This is a genomic window from Gellertiella sp. DMC107 (genome assembly GCF_056313605.1).
Genome location: NZ_JBQUZZ010000007.1, coordinates 191,632 through 207,619, shown reverse-complemented (window position 1 = coordinate 207,619; position 15,988 = coordinate 191,632). Strand labels below are relative to the sequence as shown.

Annotated in this window: 18 protein-coding genes; 9 read left to right on the top strand and 9 right to left on the bottom strand. The window is 66.6% G+C overall.

Annotated elements, in window-relative coordinates:
• Together dgoD and ACT54B_RS20560 are read right to left on the bottom strand one after the other, a co-directional pair.
• Complete coding sequence (gene dgoD / locus ACT54B_RS20565; protein WP_476047698.1) at positions 1-1,149, bottom strand: galactonate dehydratase; 1,149 nt, start codon at positions 1,147-1,149, stop codon at positions 1-3.
• A 29-nt stretch (positions 1,150-1,178) separates the two neighbouring features.
• Positions 1,179-1,892 carry a FadR/GntR family transcriptional regulator gene (locus ACT54B_RS20560; protein WP_476047696.1) on the bottom strand — a complete coding sequence of 238 codons (714 nt, stop codon included), beginning with the start codon at positions 1,890-1,892 and terminating at the stop codon, positions 1,179-1,181.
• A 261-nt stretch (positions 1,893-2,153) separates the two neighbouring features.
• Here ACT54B_RS20560 and ACT54B_RS20555 point away from each other — a divergent pair, with 261 nt between their 5' ends.
• From ACT54B_RS20555 to ACT54B_RS20540, 4 genes are all read left to right on the top strand, one after another.
• Entirely contained in the window at positions 2,154-3,137 is a 984-nt protein-coding gene (locus tag ACT54B_RS20555; protein WP_476047694.1) for an arabinose ABC transporter substrate-binding protein, read from the top strand.
• Between the two features lie 80 nt (positions 3,138-3,217).
• A complete protein-coding gene (gene araG, locus ACT54B_RS20550; RefSeq protein WP_476047693.1) occupies positions 3,218-4,723 on the top strand; it encodes an L-arabinose ABC transporter ATP-binding protein AraG in 1,506 nt (501 codons plus the stop codon).
• A 42-nt stretch (positions 4,724-4,765) separates the two neighbouring features.
• Positions 4,766-5,719, top strand: a complete 954-nt coding sequence (araH, locus tag ACT54B_RS20545; RefSeq protein WP_476047755.1) for an L-arabinose ABC transporter permease AraH — start codon at positions 4,766-4,768, stop codon at positions 5,717-5,719.
• Between the two features lies 1 nt (position 5,720).
• On the top strand, positions 5,721-6,593 hold the full coding sequence (locus tag ACT54B_RS20540; RefSeq protein WP_476047691.1) for an aldose 1-epimerase: 873 nt from the start codon (positions 5,721-5,723) through the stop codon (positions 6,591-6,593).
• A 15-nt stretch (positions 6,594-6,608) separates the two neighbouring features.
• Here ACT54B_RS20540 and ACT54B_RS20535 read toward each other — a convergent pair whose 3' ends face one another.
• Together ACT54B_RS20535 and ACT54B_RS20530 are read right to left on the bottom strand one after the other, a co-directional pair.
• A complete protein-coding gene (locus ACT54B_RS20535; RefSeq protein ID WP_476047690.1) occupies positions 6,609-7,412 on the bottom strand; it encodes an SRPBCC family protein in 804 nt (267 codons plus the stop codon).
• Positions 7,413-7,429: 17 nt separating this feature from the next.
• The gene (locus tag ACT54B_RS20530; RefSeq protein WP_476047689.1) at positions 7,430-8,011 is read right to left on the bottom strand and encodes a helix-turn-helix domain-containing protein; all 582 of its coding nucleotides are present in this window, start codon (positions 8,009-8,011) and stop codon (positions 7,430-7,432) included.
• A gap of 73 nt (positions 8,012-8,084) precedes the next feature.
• Here ACT54B_RS20530 and ACT54B_RS20525 point away from each other — a divergent pair, with 73 nt between their 5' ends.
• On the top strand, positions 8,085-8,747 hold the full coding sequence (locus ACT54B_RS20525; RefSeq protein WP_476047688.1) for a DNA alkylation repair protein: 663 nt from the start codon (positions 8,085-8,087) through the stop codon (positions 8,745-8,747).
• 27 nt (positions 8,748-8,774) lie between these two features.
• Here the strand turns inward: ACT54B_RS20525 and ACT54B_RS20520 are convergent, their stop codons facing one another.
• The 3 genes from ACT54B_RS20520 to ACT54B_RS20510 all read right to left on the bottom strand — a co-directional run bounded on the left by ACT54B_RS20520 (position 8,775) and on the right by ACT54B_RS20510 (position 11,367).
• Entirely contained in the window at positions 8,775-9,383 is a 609-nt protein-coding gene (locus ACT54B_RS20520) for a TetR/AcrR family transcriptional regulator (protein WP_476047687.1), read from the bottom strand.
• The gene (locus ACT54B_RS20515; RefSeq protein ID WP_476047686.1) at positions 9,368-10,828 is read right to left on the bottom strand and encodes an amidase; all 1,461 of its coding nucleotides are present in this window, start codon (positions 10,826-10,828) and stop codon (positions 9,368-9,370) included. The genes ACT54B_RS20520 and ACT54B_RS20515 overlap by 16 nt, the downstream gene beginning before the upstream one ends.
• Before the next feature lie 137 nt (positions 10,829-10,965).
• Positions 10,966-11,367 carry a hypothetical protein gene (locus tag ACT54B_RS20510; RefSeq protein WP_476047685.1) on the bottom strand — a complete coding sequence of 134 codons (402 nt, stop codon included), beginning with the start codon at positions 11,365-11,367 and terminating at the stop codon, positions 10,966-10,968.
• A gap of 127 nt (positions 11,368-11,494) precedes the next feature.
• On the opposite strand from ACT54B_RS20510, the gene ACT54B_RS20505 reads away from it, so the two are divergent.
• Together ACT54B_RS20505 and ACT54B_RS20500 are read left to right on the top strand one after the other, a co-directional pair.
• The gene (locus tag ACT54B_RS20505) at positions 11,495-12,310 is read left to right on the top strand and encodes a helix-turn-helix domain-containing protein (protein WP_476047754.1); all 816 of its coding nucleotides are present in this window, start codon (positions 11,495-11,497) and stop codon (positions 12,308-12,310) included.
• 98 nt (positions 12,311-12,408) lie between these two features.
• Entirely contained in the window at positions 12,409-12,747 is a 339-nt protein-coding gene (locus ACT54B_RS20500) for an HNH endonuclease (protein WP_476047684.1), read from the top strand.
• A 46-nt stretch (positions 12,748-12,793) separates the two neighbouring features.
• On the opposite strand, the gene ACT54B_RS20495 is transcribed toward ACT54B_RS20500, so the two are convergent.
• Together ACT54B_RS20495 and greA are read right to left on the bottom strand one after the other, a co-directional pair.
• Complete coding sequence (locus ACT54B_RS20495; RefSeq protein WP_476047683.1) at positions 12,794-14,236, bottom strand: sensor domain-containing diguanylate cyclase; 1,443 nt, start codon at positions 14,234-14,236, stop codon at positions 12,794-12,796.
• Between the two features lie 131 nt (positions 14,237-14,367).
• A complete protein-coding gene (greA, locus tag ACT54B_RS20490) occupies positions 14,368-14,850 on the bottom strand; it encodes a transcription elongation factor GreA (RefSeq protein WP_476047682.1) in 483 nt (160 codons plus the stop codon).
• Between the two features lie 239 nt (positions 14,851-15,089).
• On the opposite strand from greA, the gene ACT54B_RS20485 reads away from it, so the two are divergent.
• Together ACT54B_RS20485 and ACT54B_RS20480 are read left to right on the top strand one after the other, a co-directional pair.
• Positions 15,090-15,638 carry a cytochrome c oxidase subunit 3 family protein gene (locus ACT54B_RS20485; RefSeq protein WP_476047680.1) on the top strand — a complete coding sequence of 183 codons (549 nt, stop codon included), beginning with the start codon at positions 15,090-15,092 and terminating at the stop codon, positions 15,636-15,638.
• A gap of 4 nt (positions 15,639-15,642) precedes the next feature.
• Positions 15,643-15,918: a cytochrome C oxidase subunit IV family protein gene (locus ACT54B_RS20480; protein ID WP_476047678.1), complete on the top strand. Its 276-nt coding sequence runs from the start codon at positions 15,643-15,645 to the stop codon at positions 15,916-15,918.
• The last annotated feature ends 70 nt before the right edge of the window (positions 15,919-15,988 follow it).

Below are 15,988 nucleotides of genomic sequence, written 5' to 3'. Positions count from 1 at the left end.
TCACCACTCCGCCACGCTGCCGTCTTCATGCCGCCAGACGGGGTTGCGCCAGCGATGGCCCTCGCGGGCGCGCTCGATCACATAGTCCTCGTTGACCTCCACCCCGAGGCCCGGCCCCTGCGGAATGGCCACCATGCCATCCGCATAGGAGAACACCTCCGGATTGGCGATATAGTCGAGAATGTCGTTGGAGGCATTGTAGTGAATGCCGAGGCTCTGTTCCTGGATGAAGGCATTGTGGCTCACCGCATCCACCTGCAGGCAGGCGGCAAGGGCGATGGGGCCGAGCGGGCAATGGGGCGCCAGCGCCACGTCATAGGCCTCCGCCATGGCGGCGATCTTCCGGCATTCGGTGATGCCGCCCGCATGGGACAGGTCCGGCTGGATGATGTCCACATAGCCGTCGGCGAGCACCTGCTTGAAATCCCAGCGGGAGAACAGCCGCTCGCCCAGCGCGATCGGCGTCGAGCAGTGATTGGCGATTTCCTTCAGCGCCTCGCGGTTTTCCGAAAGCACCGGCTCCTCGATGAACATCAGCTTGTAGGGCTCCAGCTCCTTCGCCAGCACCTTGGCCATGGGCCGCTGCACGCGCCCGTGGAAATCCACGCCGATGCCCACATGCGGGCCGATGGCCTCGCGGATCGTGGCAATGGTTTCCACCGCCTTGTCGATCTTCTCCCAGCTGTCGACGATCTGCAGCTCCTCGCATCCGTTCAGCTTGATGGCCTTGAAGCCGCGGGCCACCACCTCGCGGGCATTGCGGGCGACATCGCTCGGGCGGTCGCCGCCGATCCAGGAATAGACCTTGATGCGGTCGCGCAGCTGGCCGCCGAGAAGCGAATGGACGGGCTGGCCGAGCGCCTTGCCCTTGATGTCCCAGAGCGCCTGATCGATGCCGGCAATGGCGCTCATGTGCACCGCGCCGCCGCGATAGAAGCCGCCGCGATACATGACGCTCCAGTGATCCTCGATCAGGAACGGATCCTTGCCGATCAGGTAGTCCTCCAGCTCGTGCACGGCGGCCTGCACCGTCAGCGCCCGTCCCTCGACCACGGGTTCGCCCCAGCCGGAGATGCCCTCGTCCGTCTCGATCTTCAGGAACAGCCAGCGGGGCGGCACGATATAGGTGGTCAGCTTGGTGATCTTCATGGAGGAGGTTCCGTTCGACGGCGTGTCCGTCAGGGCTGGCGATGGGGTTTGAGGGCGCCCGAGAGATCGCGCGCGGCCAGATCGAGCATGCGGGACGAGCAGGCTCGCGCCGCCGGCCCGTTGCGCATGCGCAGGGCCTCGACCAGTTCCCGGTGGATCTCCAGCGCCTCGTCATGCCGCTCCACCGCCCGGTTGGAGGTGAAGAGCGAATATTTCAGCGCCGCATGGATGATGCCGGAAAGCTGCCGGAAGACCTGGTTGTGGCTGGCGCGCAGGAGAATGGTGTGGAAGGCCACGTCGGCCTCGGTGAAGCGCTCGTTGTCGCCCTCCAGATCGCGCATCGCCATCCAGGCATTTTCCAGATCGGCAATGTCCTGGCTGGTGGCCCGGGCCGCGGCAAGCTCCGCCGCCGCCGGCTCGATGGTGCGCCGCGCCTCCAGGATGCAGCCGACCAGATCGAAATCATAGATGCGCGGCCCGATCCATCCGAGCACCTGCGGATCGAGAATGTTCCAGTCGTCCTTGTCGCAGACGACGGTGCCAACCCGCGAACGGCTTTTCACCATGCCCTTCGATTCGAGGATCTTCAGCGATTCCCGGATCACGGTGCGGCTGACGCCGTAAAGGGCGCACAGGTCGTTCTCCCGGGGCAGCTGGCTGCCCGGCGGATAGCGGTCGTCGCACATGTCGAGCGCCAGCGCCTCGGTGATGTTCTTGGCCACGCGCGGACGCCGGCCTTTCATGTCCGTGCTGTCAGCCTCCGGGCCCAAGACCGTTTCCTCCAACTGCCTCTCCTCCGCAAATGCCATCCGGCTTCTCTGATCCGCTGGCATATTACGTTCTGTGTGCAAGCGCCATAGCAGGGGCGCCGTGGCCTGATGATTGAAATCATATGTCGGACAGGAATACAAGATTCATCATACAAAGGCAATTGACTGGTATGATGAATTGTCCTAAAGATTTTTTCACCTGCATGGGAGCAGGCGTCAAAAGGGAGAGAGACAATGCGCTTTTTCAAGGCCGCCATCCTGGCGGGTACGGTCGCCGTCATTGCGGCCACCTCGGCATTTGCCGCGGATGTGAAGATCGGTTTCGTCGTGAAGCAGCCCGAGGAGCCGTGGTTCCAGGACGAATGGAAATTCGCGGAAGTGGCCGCCAAGGAAAAGGGCTTCGAGCTGGTCAAGATCGGCGCGGAAGATGGTGAGAAGGTCCAGTCGGCCATCGACAATCTCGGTGCGCAGGGCGCCCAGGGCTTCATCATCTGCACCCCCGACGTCAAGCTCGGCCCCGGCATCGTCGCCAAGTCGACCGCCAACAATCTGAAGCTGATGACCGTGGACGACCGGCTGGTCGGCGCGGACGGCAATCCGATCGAGGACGTCCCTCATATGGGCATTTCCGCCACCAAGATCGGCGAGGCCGTGGGCCAGGCCATCGTCGACGAGGCGAAGAAGCGCGGCTGGGATCCGAAGACCGTCGGGGCGATCCGCGTCTCCTACGACCAGCTCCCGACCGCTGTCGACCGGGTCGAAGGCGCGATTTCCCTGCTGAAGGCCAATGGCTTCCCGGCCGAAAACATCTTCGACGCCCCCCAGGCCAAGACCGATACGGAAGCGGCGCTGAATGCGGCGACCACCGTGCTCAACAAGCATGCCGACATCAAGAACTGGGTGGCCTTCGGGCTGAATGACGAGGCGGCGCTGGGCGCCGTCCGCGCCACCGAAAGCGTCGGCATCGCGCCGGAAAACGTGGTGGCCGTGGGCATCGGCGGCGCCGATTCCGCGATCAACGAGTTCAAGAAGCCCAACGCGACCGGCTTCGTCGGCACGGTCATCATCTCGCCGAAGCGCCACGGCTATGAAACCGCACTCAACATGTATGAGTGGATCGCCAACGGCAAGGAACCCGAAAAGCTGATCCTGACCTCCGGCCAGCTTGCGCTGCGCGACAATTATGCAGAGGTTCGCAAGGAGCTCGGCATCGAATAGCCTCCCGGGCGTACGTGGGGTAATCCGGTCCGGAGGCCCGTTCAAGGTGCCGCCGGGCCGGATGGTCATGGGGAGGGAACATGGCAGATTTTCTCGAATTCAGCGGATTGTCCAAATCCTATCCCGGCGTGCAGGCGCTGGCCTCGGTCAGCTTCGGTGTCGCCCGCGGGGCGGTGCACGGGCTGATGGGCGAAAACGGCGCCGGCAAGTCGACGCTGATCCGCCTTTTGTCCGGAGACCAGCAGGCCGATGCCGGCGAGATCCGCATCGATGGCGCGGTGCAGCACTTCCATTCGGTGCGCGACGCCTTCCATGCGGGCGTCATCGTCATTCACCAGGAGCTGCAGCTCGTTCCGGAACTGACGGTTGCGGAAAATCTCTGGCTCGGCCGCTTCCCGGCCCGCGCGGGCATCATCGACCGCAAGACCATGATGGCGGAAGTGGGGGCGCGCCTTTCCGACTACGGGATCGGGATCGATCCGGCCGCCAAGATCGCCAGCCTTTCCATCGGCGAGCGCCAGATGGTGGAAATCGCCAAGGCGGTGATGCTGGAAGCCCGGGTGATCGCGCTCGACGAGCCCACCTCGTCCCTCTCCTCGCGAGAAAGCGAGATTCTCTTTTCCCTGATCGCCCGTCTGAAGGCCGCCGGTACGGTCATTCTCTATGTGTCCCACCGGCTGGACGAAATCTTCCGCCTTTGCGACAGCATGACGGTGCTGCGGGACGGCAAGCTGGCGGCCCATCATGCCGATATCACATCGGTGACCCGCGATCAGGTGATCGCCGAAATGGTCGGGCGCGAGATTTCCAACATCTGGGGCTATCGCCCGCGCCCCGAAGGCCCGGTGCGGCTGTCCGTCGAGGGGCTTTCCGGGGCGAAGCTGCCGGAGCCAATCCGTTTTTCCGTGCGCGCCGGCGAAATCCTCGGCTTTTTCGGCCTGATCGGCGCCGGGCGCAGCGAAATGACCCGGCTGCTCTACGGGGTCGATGTCAGGCGCGGCGGACGGGTGGAAATCGACGGGATCGCCGTTCCTGCCGACAGCCCGCCGGCCTCCATCCGCGCCGGGCTGGTGCTCTGCCCGGAAGACCGCAAGCATGACGGCATCGTGCAGGGCCGCCCGGTGGAGGAAAACATCGCGATTTCGGCCCGCCGGCTGTTCTCGCCCTTCGGCATCATCCGCCCGGCGCGCGAGGCCGCCCTTGCCGACCGCTTCATCGAACGGCTGAAGATCCGCACCCCCTCCCGCCGGCAGGATATCGTCAACCTCTCCGGCGGCAACCAGCAGAAGGTGATCCTCGGCCGCTGGCTGGCGGAGGAGGGCGTGAAGGTTCTCGTCGTCGACGAACCCACCCGCGGCATCGACGTGGGGGCGAAGTCGGAAATCTACGCGCTGCTCTACGATCTCGCCGCCCAAGGCATGGCGATCGTCGTCGTGTCCAGCGAACTGCCGGAGGTGATGGGCATCACCGACCGGTTGATGGTGATGTGCGGCGGCCGCGTGACGCGTGAGTTCCGGCGCCCGCACTATCAGGACCGGGACATTCTGGCAGCCGCCTTCCCCGATGCGGGTCGCGGCACCGCCTGAGGCCCCTTTCGCCGTCATTCCCCTTCAAGAGAGACAACCGTGATGCAGGCACTCAAGAAAATCCTTCTCGGCGAGCAGGGGCTCGTCGTGATCTTCGCCATCGCCTTTCTGCTCGTGTCCCTGACCGTGCCGAACTTCCTGACGGAGCGGAACATGCTGGGGCTCCTCCAGTCGGTGGTCACCATCGGCATCGTCGCCTGCACCATGATGTTCTGCCTGGCCTCGCGGGATTTCGATCTCTCGGTCGGCTCGACGGTGGCCTTTTCCGGCATGGTGGCGGTGATGGCCTCCAATGCCACGGGGTCGATCTTTCTCGGCCTTCTCGCGGCCCTGGCCAGCGGCGGGCTGGTTGGCCTCGTCAATGGCGTCGTCATCGCCCGCTTTCACATCAACGCGCTGATCACCACGCTTGCCACCATGCAGATCGTCCGCGGCTTTGCGCTGATCGCCTCGGATGGCCGGGCCGTCGGCATCAACGATCCCGCCTTCTACGATCTCGCGCTCTCGCGCATCCTCGGCATTCCCGCGCCGGTCTGGGTCATGGGCCTGTTCTTCCTCTTCTTCGGTTTCGTGCTGAACCGCACGGTATTCGGCAAGAACACGCTGGCCATCGGCGGCAATCCGGAGGCCTCGCGGCTGGCGGGGGTGAAGGTGGTCAACATGCGCGTCTGGATCTTTGCGATCCAGGGACTGGTCTGCGGTGTCGCGGGCATCCTGCTCGCCTCGCGCATCACGTCCGGCCAGCCGAATGCGGCGACGGGGCTCGAACTCTCGGTCATCTCCGCCTGCGTGCTCGGCGGCGTGTCGCTCGCGGGGGGAAGGGCGGCCATGTCGGGCGTGATCGTCGGCGTGCTGATCATGGGCATTGCGGAAAACGTCATGAACCTCATGAACATCCAGGCCTTCTACCAGTATGTGGTGCGCGGCCTGATCCTGCTGGTGGCCGTGCTGCTCGACAATCTTCGGCTTTCGGCCCTGAAGCGCGGAGCCCGCTGACATGACCGGCCCGGCCTCCGTCCTCCGGCTTTCCCGGGGCGGTTGCCGGCTCCTGGTCTCGCTTGCGGGCGGGGCGGTGCTTTCGGCGGAGCTGGACGGCGCGCCGCTTCTGGTGCCGACGACGACGCCGGGTCTCGCCTCGCGGCTCCATGGCCGGGAAGCCTGCTTTCCCATGCTGCCTTTCGGCAACCGGATCGGACGGGACGAATTCCAGTCCGCCGGGCAACGCCACCGGCTTCTGCCCGTGCCCGGCTTTGCCGACGTGCTGCACGGGGATGGCTGGCGGTCTCTCTGGTGGGCGGAGGCGGCGGGCCCGGACCGGGCCGTGCTGGCTCTCGATATCCGGGCCGATGCCCGCTCGCCCTACAGCTACGGCGCCCGGCAGACCGTCGAGGCGCTGGAGGATGGCCTGCGTCTGACGCTTTCGGTGACCAATCGGGGCGACACGGCCTTGCCCTTCGGCATCGGTTTTCATCCCTATCTGCCGAACGGGCCGGACCACCATTTCCGCTTCAGGGCAAACCGGGTCTGGGAGGAGGGGGCCGGCCATCTGCCGGGCGATGCCCGCGCCGCCGACGGGCCTTACGATTTCTCCCGGCCGCGGCCGGCGCCGCCGGGATGGATCAACAATGTCTTCGATTTCCCCGAAGGCACGGTGACCGCGACCGAGGGCAACCGCCGGACGGTGCTGACGGCCGACCCGGCCTTTAGCCACCTCATGGCCTACAAGCCCGACGGTCCGACGCCCTATTTCTGCCTGGAGCCGATGAGCCACATGCCCGATGCCCATCACCGCAGCGATGGCGGCCTGTGCCTGCTGGAGCCCCGCGCCATCCTGACCGGGACGGTCACCCTCCGGCGCTCCGAGGGCTGAACCGGGCAGGAGACCTCAGGTCGCGGGGGCCGGAAAGCGGGCCGCAAGCCAGGTCTTCCAGGCCTCTTCCCAGCGGGCCGCCTGCCGTTCCCCTTCCTCGCCATAGAGGTAGAAACGAACCGGCACCAGAACCGGACCGCCCATCGGGAACGCGAAGAAATGGGCCAGCGCCGGACAGGGCGTCTCGAGCCGCAGGATCAGGCCGGGCCAGTCGGGAGGGTTCACCACCTCGACCCGTCCCGAAAAGGCAGGGGCGGGCGCCCGCACATCCACCCGGCTTCCCGGTGCCACGCCGTCAAGGCCGAGGGGCGCGAGGACGTGTTGCCAGACCTCCGCGACCGACCCGGCGGAAACGCCCATGGCCTGCACGATATGGCTGGGCTGGCCGCGGAAATGGTCGAGATAGAGGCGCAGAATGGCGAAGAAGGCTGTCCATCCATGGCTGTGGCCTTCGAACTGCGAATCCCAGTCATCGGTCTCCGCGAACCAGCTGTGCACCACGCGGACCGTGCAGGTGCTTCCGGAGGCGGCCTCCACCGTCCATTCCGTGGCGACCGTGCCGCCGGGGCCGTCGGCCTCCGCCACGAAGCGGCGGGGCGGCTCCCAGGCGGTGATCGTCGCGGCGGAATCCATGCTGTGATCGGCGGCAAAGCGTGACACGGTCACGCCGCCCACGCGGGGTTCCAGCGTGGTGGGCACGAACCAGGAGGAAATGCCGGGCCCGGAGGCGATGGCCTGCCAGACATCCTCCGGCGTTCCGGGTACTTCGGTCGAAGCCTCCACACTGCGGCGGCCGGAGGGGTCCTTGTGCACGGGCATGGCATGTCCTTTCCGTTTTACGGTGGGGGGAGGGGATAGGAAACGGCAACAAGCCGGTGCGGCCGGCCGCCGGGCGCGGTGTCGTCGTGATAGCGGCTTGCCAGCCGCATCACCGCCTCGCTCAGCTCCCGGGTGAAGGCCGCCCGGTCGGCTGCGCTGGCGAAACGGATCTCCGTATCGATGGCCAGGGTCGCCAGATGCTTGTCCGCCGCCCGCGCCCGGCGCCAGAGGTCGCCCACCTCCTTCACGATGCGGGCGCCAAGCGCGATGAGATAGCTGGCGGCAAGCCGGTCCCGCGTCCGGGCCGGATCGGCCGCTGCCGGGCCGAGCGCCTGCGGCGACACCACATAGGCGCTGGCGCTCGCCACCATCAGGCGCTCCGTCAGGCCGCCCCAGCTGCGCGTATCGGCGACGCGGACGAGGCCATGCTCCTCCAGCGTGCGCAGGTGGTAGTTGATCTTCTGCCGCTTGATGCCGAGCCGGGCGGCCAGCGCGGCTGCCGAGGCCGGCTCGCCGAGCTCGGCGAGAAGCCGGCTGCGGGTCGGTTCCAGCGCCGCCGCGGCGGCGAGGGGCTCATCGATGACGTCGATATCGAGCATGATTGATTTCCTTGACAGATATCAAGCAGGATGGCATTGACAAATAAAGTTGTCAAGGCGCGGGAGGCGCATCGTGACCCTGTCCCTTTCCGATCTTCTGCAGCGGCTGGACGCGCTTGAGACCCCCCGGCGGCGCGGCCGGGACAGGCCGGGAGACCGGAACTCCGCCATCCCGCTTGCCGGGGTGCGGGCGCTCGCCAAGGCCTGCGGCCCGGACCATGCGCTGGCGCTGGCGCTCTGGAATACGGGGGAAACCGCGCCCCGGCTTTTGGCGACGCTGCTGGCGCGGCCGGGGCAATGCACCTCCGATGAACTCGACGCCATGGTCCGTCAGATCGAGGATGCGAAGCTTCTCGACTGGTTTGTCGTCCATCTCGCCCGCCGGAGCCGTCATCGAAAAATGCTGGGCCCGATCTGGAGGGATGCGGAGGCGCTTGTCGGGCGGGCGGGCTGGCTTCTGGCCGTCGACGGGATCCTCAAGGACGATCCGGCGCTCGATGCCGCCGAGCTGCTCGACCGCATCGAGCAGGAGATGGGCACCGCCCATCCGGACAAGCAATGGGTGATGAACCGGTGTCTGGCGGAAATCGGCATCCACCGTCCCGCCTTGCGAAGCCGGGCCATCGCCGTCGGCGAAACGCTCGGCGTGCTGATCGATTATCCCGTTTCGCCGGGCTGCACGTCGCCCTATGCGCCGGTCTGGATTGCCGAAATGGTGCGGCGGCGGAAAGGTTGAAGTCGGGAAGCCTCCGAGGGCTGGACGCTAGGGACGGCCCTCGGCCGCCGGGGCGAGCAGGCCATGCAGGCCGGCCAGCTGGAAGCGCCAGAAACAGGCAATGGCCGCCTCTATCTCCGCGGGTTCGGCATGCTCCCGCAGAATGGCGGCCAGCGTGTCGAGCGTGCGGGTGAAGATCTGGGTGAGAACGAAGCGCAGGGCCGCTTCCTTCGGGCGGTCCCGCATCGCTTCCTCCGTCATCTCCGCTATGGCCTCCTGCCGGATCGAGGCGAAAGGCGTGTCCTCCGCGCGGGCGAGCAGGATTGCCGAGAGATGGCGGTTTTCCATCCAGAAGCTGAGAAGCCCGGCCGCCCGGTCCGAGCGCCGGGCATCGAGGGCCTGCCAGTCCGCCCGCAGCGAAAACTCGGCCAGACGCTCACGCAGCAGGCGGCCATGCTCGTCCACTTTCCCTGCGGGCACCACCTGGTCGAACAGGTCTGCCTTGTCCTTCACATATTTGTAGACATTGCTGGCGCTGGTGCCCGCCCGCGCCGCGATGTCGGAAATCCGCGCCGCGCGAAAGCCCGCCTCCGCGAACACGCTGCCGGCCGCTTCGAGGATCCGCTCCCGCAATTCGTCCTTCAGGACCTGGACCACGCAAGCCTCCCGATCTGCCGGATGATTCCAGCGTCCCAGGGTGCGGCGGTTTCCAGCGCGAAGGCAAGCCGGAAAAGCGCTGCATCCTGCCCCGGCCAGGCGGAAAAATGACTGCCCGCGGGAAGGCCTGCCGCATTCCGGTAGAGCGGCACGGACATGGCCGGCTGGCCCGCCAGCGAGGCGGGGGCCGTATAGCCCGCGCTCCGTTCGAAATGCCGGCGCAGCACCTCCGGCGAGGCCTGCGGACCATGGAGGCCAAGCGGAAAGGCGAGGAAGGGAACGGTCGGCGACAGCAGCATGTCCAGCCCGGCCAGGGCCGCGAGCGCCTGCTGGCCAGCCGCCTCCATATCCGCAAGCGCCTCGGAAATCCGGGCCGGCGGCAGGGCCGCCCCGTGGCGGATCAGATGGAGCGTGTAGGGTTCGAGAAGATCCGCCGCCGCCGCGTCGGGCAGGCCGGGCGCGATCATCCCGACCATGCCGGCGGTCGAGAAGGCCATGAGGTCGAAGACGGCGGCGGCGGCACGCGCCGCATCGAATTGCGGTCCGCTGACGGGAACGAGCCGATGCCCCATCGCTTCCAGCAGGCCGACCGTCCTCTCGAGCGCGGCGGCCGCATCCGGCTCCGGTTCCTCTCCCCAGCAGTCGCGGCGATGGTAGCCGATGGTCAGGGGCGGCAGCGGCTCGGCCTGCAGGCGCTGCCAGTCCGGCAGGGGGGCGGCGAGGTCCGGCCGTTCGGTGACGGAAAGCCAGGTCGCGCTGTCGCGCACCGAGCGGCTGACGCAATGGTCGGCAAGAATGCCGGCAAGCGGCGCATCTTCCGGCATACCGGCGGGCAGGGTCCGCCCCCGGCTGGGCTTGAAGCCGAAGAGACCGGACAGCGATGCCGGACCGCGAATCGATCCGCCGCCATCGGACGCATGGGCGACCGGCACGATGCCGGAGGCCACAGCCGCCACGGCACCGCCGGAGGAGCCGCCCGTCGACCGGGAGAGATCGGAGGGATTGCGGGTCGCTCCGCAGGCCAGCGTTTCGGTGGTGCCGAGCAGCCCGAATTCCGACGTGGTGCTCTTGCCGATCACCACCAGACCCGCCCGCGCCAGCGCCTCGCTATAGGGCGAACCCGTCTCCGGCCGGTAATCGCCGAGAAGGCGGGACCCGAGCCCCAGCCTCTGGCCGGGCCATGCCAGGAGATCCTTGATCAGCACCGGCACGCCCTCGAAAGGGCCCTTGCCGGGCGTGCGGGACAAAGCGTCGGCCAGAAGCGCCCGCCCGTCGAAGCTAAGCGCATTGACCAGAGGGTTCATGCGGTCCAGCCGGACAAGGGCCGCCTCCACGAGATCGGCAGGCCGCAGCCGACCCGCCCGCACCGCCTCGGCCTGCGCCGTGGCGTCCAGCGCGACCAGTGGCAGGACCTCGTCCAGCCGTTCCCTATCGCTTACCGTCATCCGAACCTCCAAAAAAGAATCATCAATTCTCTTTTAAGCTAGGGCATTCGCTGGGACCTGTCCAGCGGCGGCGAGGGCGAACGGCGAAAGGGCGGCCGGTGGTCGCCGGCCGCCTCAAAGGGTCGCGCATGCCTGCCTCAGGCAGCCGCCGCGCGGGAGCGGCGGATGGCGCCATATTCCAGCTCCGTCAGCACCAGCACGGCGCCGGCCTGCAGCACCAGGAAGGCATAGCCCATCGGATTCGGCGCGATCAGCCCGGCAAGGGGGAGGGCGATACTGGCGACCGCCCAGCCGAGATTGCCGAGAAGGATCAGGGCGACGGACAGGGCGGGGGGCCGGGCTGCGGCGGCCGTCAGCAGCATGAAGCCTCCAATCGGCAGAAGCGCGGCGCCGGCCCAGAACAGCAGGGCCGCAGGCAGGCCGATCAGGGTCCCGATCGGGCCGGAGGCCGCGACCAGGGCAAGCCCCATGCCGAGGCAGGTGGCGGCATCGATCCGCAGCAGGATTTTCAGGGGAAGGGTGGTGAGCGCGGTGATCATGGTCTGAACCTTTCAGCAGGAGGGGGGGTGTGTTGCCGGCAATGGAGGCATGGTCCACCGGTTTTGTTCTGGGGTCGATTACCTGCTAGGTAATTGAATGAAGACAGCCGGAGAGCGAGACAGGGCGATGGACACGGATATGCAACAGTTCGGCGGCCTCCTCCGGGAGTGGCGCACCCGCAGACGCTTCAGCCAGCTGGCGCTGGCCGTGGATGTGGAGATCTCCCAGCGCCATCTGAGCTTTCTCGAATCGGGCCGTTCGCGGCCGAGCCGGGACATGGTGCTGCGGTTGACCGATCATCTCGGCGTGCCGCTTGCCGAGCGCAACGCCTTCCTGCGGGCGGCGGGCTTTGCCCCGGCCTATCGGGAGCGATCGCTGTCGGCGCCGGAGCTGCAGGAGGCGCTCTCAATCATCGCGCAGATCCTCGCCGCGACGGAGCCCCATCCCTCCCTTGCCGTCGACCGGCACTGGACGCTGCTGTCGGCCAATGCGGCGATCGGTCCCTTGCTGGCGGGGGTAGCGCCCCATCTGCTCAAACCGCCGGTCAACGTGCTCCGCCTCAGCCTGCACCCGGAAGGGCTGGCGCCCCGCATCCTCAACTACCGGGAATGGCGGAGCCATATTCTGGCGCGGCTGGCCCGGGATATCGAGGCCTGCGCCGACCGGGTGGTGATCGCGCTGAAGGAGGAAATTGCCGCCTACCGGCCACCGGCCGGAGGAACTGCCGGGCCGGCCCACCCGGTGGCGGGGCAGGGCATTGCCATTCCGCTCCGTCTGTCGAGCCCGGAAGGCCCGCTGGAATTCCTCGGCACCACCACCGTTTTCGGCACGGCGGAGGACATCACGCTGGCGGGCGTGGTGATCGAAAGCTTCTATCCGGCCGATGCCGGCACGGCCGCGGCCATGCGGCGGCTTCTGGAGGGGCTGTCGCCCGCCTCCTGAGCGGCCGCCGCCTTGCCGGACCGGCCTGTCCTGCCTATCTTTGCCTGCGGACGGGCGTGACCGTCCTTTCCCCGAAGCGTTCAGCCCCAAGGGTTTCCATGGTTCGCAAGCACAGGCAGGACGTCACGTCCTGGTATGAGCAGCCGGCGCCGGTGATCTGTCCGCTCTGCGGCCGGGACATTCCACCGGACCAGCGGGACGAGCATCATCTCGTGCCGAAAAGTCGCGGCGGCAAGGTGACGGCCACGCTGCACCGCATCTGCCACCGGCAGATCCACGCGCTCTTTTCCGAAAGCGAGCTGGAAAACCGGTATGCCTCGGCGGAAGCCCTGCTGGAGCATCCGGATATCCAGACCTTCGTGCAATGGGTGCGCAAGAAGCCGCCCGGCTTCATGGACGGCACCCGCCGCAGCAACCGCCGCCGCGACCGGCTCTAGCTCTTGTCGTCGCTTTTCCGGGAAATGCCCGAGGGCCGGCCGGCGTTCAGTCCTGGCCGTTCCGCAGCGTTTCGTAATGGGCCTTCTTGTCCTCGTACATGGCGGCATCCGCCCGGCGGAGGATCGATTCGATGCTTTCCCCGGGGCCGGTGGTGGCCGTGCCCACCGCAAGGCTCAGCGGGCAGCTCGAATAGAACTGGTTGTTGATCTTCAGCAGTTCCCGCAGCGTATCCAGCAGGGCGGCCATGGCCTTTTCGTCCGCCCCGGGCATGAGGATCGCAAATTCGTCGCCGCCGATGCGGGCCGCGTGGCTGGGCGCCGAGACCGCGCCGTTCAGGATTTCGCCGAGCCGCTGCAGCAACCCGTCGCCTGCCGCATGGCCCAGCCGGTCGTTCATGTCCTTCAGCCCGTTGAGATCGATGATCGCGGCCGATACGGGGCGGATCACGCTCCGCTCCAGCCGGTTGACCTCCTCCACATAGAATGCGCGGTTATACAGCTTGGTGAGCACGTCATGCTTGCCCAGATATTCCAGATAGGCTTCGGCCTTCTTGCGGGCGGTGATGTCGGTCAGGGCCACCTGCACCCGCGACCAGTCCGCCTCATGGCCGGGAAAAACGGAAAAATGCAGCAGCAGATGCCGCTCCCCACCATCCAGCGCATAGTTGACCACCTCGCGATGATGCACCAGCGAGCCGTTCCACAGGTCGGTCAGCTGCTCGCGGAACGGCTTTTCCATGCCGTCGCGGAAGATGTCGCCGAGGCGCAGAAGCAGGGTCATCCGGTCGGGAGCGCCGAACAGGTCGAGCGTCGCCCGGTTCACGTCGATCACCCGGATCTCGCTCATGCATTGCCGCACGAATTCGGGATGCACATCCATGAAGGTGCGGAAATCCAGGATGCCGCGGCTGCGGATCGCATCGATCAGCGCCTTTACCCGGCTGAAATCCTCGATCCACAGCGAGATGGGCGAATGTTCGAAAATGCCTTCGGCCAGCAGCCGCTGCTCCCGCTCGGCGCGCCGGGCATTCTCCCGCTCGGTCATGTCCTCGGTGGTCAGCAGCACCCGCTCGAGCGAGGCTTCATGGCCGGGCATGACCGTACCCCGCAGCTGGATGTCCAGTCGCCGGCCCGTGAGGGTGTAATTGACCGTGGTGGAGGAAAAGGCATGCCGGCCCTCGAACAGCTCCGCCAGTTCGTTGATGTGGTTGTGCAGCATGTCGTCGCGGAAGACCTGACCGAGATTGTCCGTCAGATGGGCGAGATCGCGGGCCTCGAAGAGCTCCAGCGTCTTGCGGTTCACCGCCAGTACGCGGATGCGGGACGAACAGGCGGCCACGCGCGCCCGGTCGGCGGAGAGATAGGCGCGGATGTCTTCCACCCCCTCTGCGCGCCATTCGGCAAACAGCGCCTGTACCGCACTGAAATCCTCGATCCACATGGCAATCGGGGAAAGATCAAACAGGTCTGACTGGCTGGCTGGGGACATGCTGTATCGCGTCTTGATCATTCGGAGGAATATTGGACTACTTTTATCCCGATAACTCAACAGGCATCGCTGCAAGGGCGGGGAAAAGGGCGGGCGGCGCCCCGTCGCGAGGGATCGGGCTTGGGGTCGGCTCAGGCGATCGACAGGATTTCCAGTTCGTGCTGCCCGAAGGTGACCACGTCGCCCACGGCCTTGCCGGCCAGCAGCCGGGCCACCGGCGCGACATAGGAAATCGACCCCGTCTTCGGATCGGCCTCATCCTCGCCGACGATGCGGTAGGTCTGGACGCGTCCGTCGTCCCGGGCAAAGGTGACGGTGCTGCCGAAGGCGACCGTGTCGGCCGAAGCGGGCGCAGCCCTGAGCTCGGCGGTGCGCAGGCGTTCGGAAAAATAGCGGATGTCGCGCAACGGCGAGGCGGTCAGCCGTCGCCGTTCGTTGACATCCTCCACGCCATTGGCTGCGGCATAGGCTTTCTGCGCCTCTTCGAGCTGCGCTTGCAGCCCTTTCAGCCCCTCTTCCGTGACCAGATTGGGATGGGGCGACACGGGGCGATCCGGCAGCTGGGTCTCGGCGGCGGTTTCCGCACTCTCTTCCTTGACGAAGGCGACGCTCATCCGGCTCTCCTTTTCGATGCCCGCGGGATTCTTCCGGAGAGGATATAAGGAGATGCGGCGCCGGATGAAAGGCTTGCGGGCGGCAATTGCCGCTCCGGCTGCCCGCGTGCCGCCCGTCTCCCGCCCCACGCGGGCGCGCGGCCTCTCGTTCCAGTTTGCGAAAACGCAAAGTAGGGCGCTCCGGCGCCCTCTAGGGTAACGGCATCGAACGGACCCATCGCATCGGCGGGGAGAAGAGCATGGCCTATACGGAACGGAACGGGGAACAGGCGGAAGGCGCGGGCGATCTGCTGATGTGGATACTCGTCTGGGGAGAACTTCTGATCTTCGCCGCCCTGATCGGCGCTTTCGCAGTGCAGTCGGTGATGGACCCTGCCGGATTTGCAGCCGGCCGCAGCCTGCTGTCCAGCCGTCTCGCCGGCCTCAATACGGTCATCCTGCTGCTCTCGGGCTGGTTTGCCGCTCTGGCGGTGCAGGAGGGCGTGCTGCCCTTCTTCCGCCGCCTGCATCTCGTGACCGCCAGCGGCCTCGGCTTCGCCTTCGTCGTGCTGAAGATCGTCGAATACCGGCAGGAATGGGCGATTGCGAGCCTGAAGGGCGCGGAAACCTTCTTCCAGTCCTATGTCATGCTGACCGGCTATCATCTGGCGCATGTGGTCTTTCTCGCTGGATTGCTGCTGCTTCTCGCCTTCCGTCCCGGCTCGGGCGATACCCGCCGGGTGGCCGCCCTCTGGCATGTGACCGATCTGGTCTGGCTTGCTCTCTTCCCCCTCCTCTATCTGAGCTGATCCCATGAAAACCAAGACCCGTGACATTCTCTTTGCCAGCGGAAACTGGATACTCGCCCTCGGCACCGTCGCGGCCCTTCTGGCGTCGCAGTGGAAGCAAGGCCCGCTGCCGGCCCTGGTGCTGGTCGTGATCCTGATCATGACGCTCGTGAAATCCCGGCTGATCATCCTGGATTTCCTCGGCCTGCGCGGTGTGGGGCCCCGCCTGGCACTGCCCCTCTACGGCTTCATGGGCTTCAGCTCTGCGGCAGCCCTCCTGGCCGCCTTCCTGCCGGGCTGAAGGTCAAAACGCCCCGCTGACGACAACTGCAAGTTTCGCCATGGATACCGGAAATTGACCGGTGCAGTTT

Excerpts from the sequence above, each read along its gene's own strand:
- dgoD (WP_476047698.1), bottom strand. The coding sequence starts at position 1,149 with ATGAAGATCACCAAGCTGACCACCTATATCGTGCCGCCCCGCTGGCTG.
- ACT54B_RS20560 (WP_476047696.1), bottom strand. The coding sequence starts at position 1,892 with ATGAAAGGCCGGCGTCCGCGCGTGGCCAAGAACATCACCGAGGCGCTG.
- ACT54B_RS20555 (WP_476047694.1), top strand. The coding sequence starts at position 2,154 with ATGCGCTTTTTCAAGGCCGCCATCCTGGCGGGTACGGTCGCCGTCATT.
- araG (WP_476047693.1), top strand. The coding sequence starts at position 3,218 with ATGGCAGATTTTCTCGAATTCAGCGGATTGTCCAAATCCTATCCCGGC.
- araH (WP_476047755.1), top strand. The coding sequence starts at position 4,766 with ATGCAGGCACTCAAGAAAATCCTTCTCGGCGAGCAGGGGCTCGTCGTG.
- ACT54B_RS20540 (WP_476047691.1), top strand. The coding sequence starts at position 5,721 with ATGACCGGCCCGGCCTCCGTCCTCCGGCTTTCCCGGGGCGGTTGCCGG.
- ACT54B_RS20535 (WP_476047690.1), bottom strand. The coding sequence starts at position 7,412 with ATGCCCGTGCACAAGGACCCCTCCGGCCGCCGCAGTGTGGAGGCTTCG.
- ACT54B_RS20530 (WP_476047689.1), bottom strand. The coding sequence starts at position 8,011 with ATGCTCGATATCGACGTCATCGATGAGCCCCTCGCCGCCGCGGCGGCG.
- ACT54B_RS20515 (WP_476047686.1), bottom strand. The coding sequence starts at position 10,828 with ATGACGGTAAGCGATAGGGAACGGCTGGACGAGGTCCTGCCACTGGTC.
- ACT54B_RS20510 (WP_476047685.1), bottom strand. The coding sequence starts at position 11,367 with ATGATCACCGCGCTCACCACCCTTCCCCTGAAAATCCTGCTGCGGATC.
- ACT54B_RS20505 (WP_476047754.1), top strand. The coding sequence starts at position 11,495 with ATGGACACGGATATGCAACAGTTCGGCGGCCTCCTCCGGGAGTGGCGC.
- ACT54B_RS20500 (WP_476047684.1), top strand. The coding sequence starts at position 12,409 with ATGGTTCGCAAGCACAGGCAGGACGTCACGTCCTGGTATGAGCAGCCG.
- ACT54B_RS20495 (WP_476047683.1), bottom strand. The coding sequence starts at position 14,236 with ATGTCCCCAGCCAGCCAGTCAGACCTGTTTGATCTTTCCCCGATTGCC.
- greA (WP_476047682.1), bottom strand. The coding sequence starts at position 14,850 with ATGAGCGTCGCCTTCGTCAAGGAAGAGAGTGCGGAAACCGCCGCCGAG.
- ACT54B_RS20485 (WP_476047680.1), top strand. The coding sequence starts at position 15,090 with ATGGCCTATACGGAACGGAACGGGGAACAGGCGGAAGGCGCGGGCGAT.
- ACT54B_RS20480 (WP_476047678.1), top strand. The coding sequence starts at position 15,643 with ATGAAAACCAAGACCCGTGACATTCTCTTTGCCAGCGGAAACTGGATA.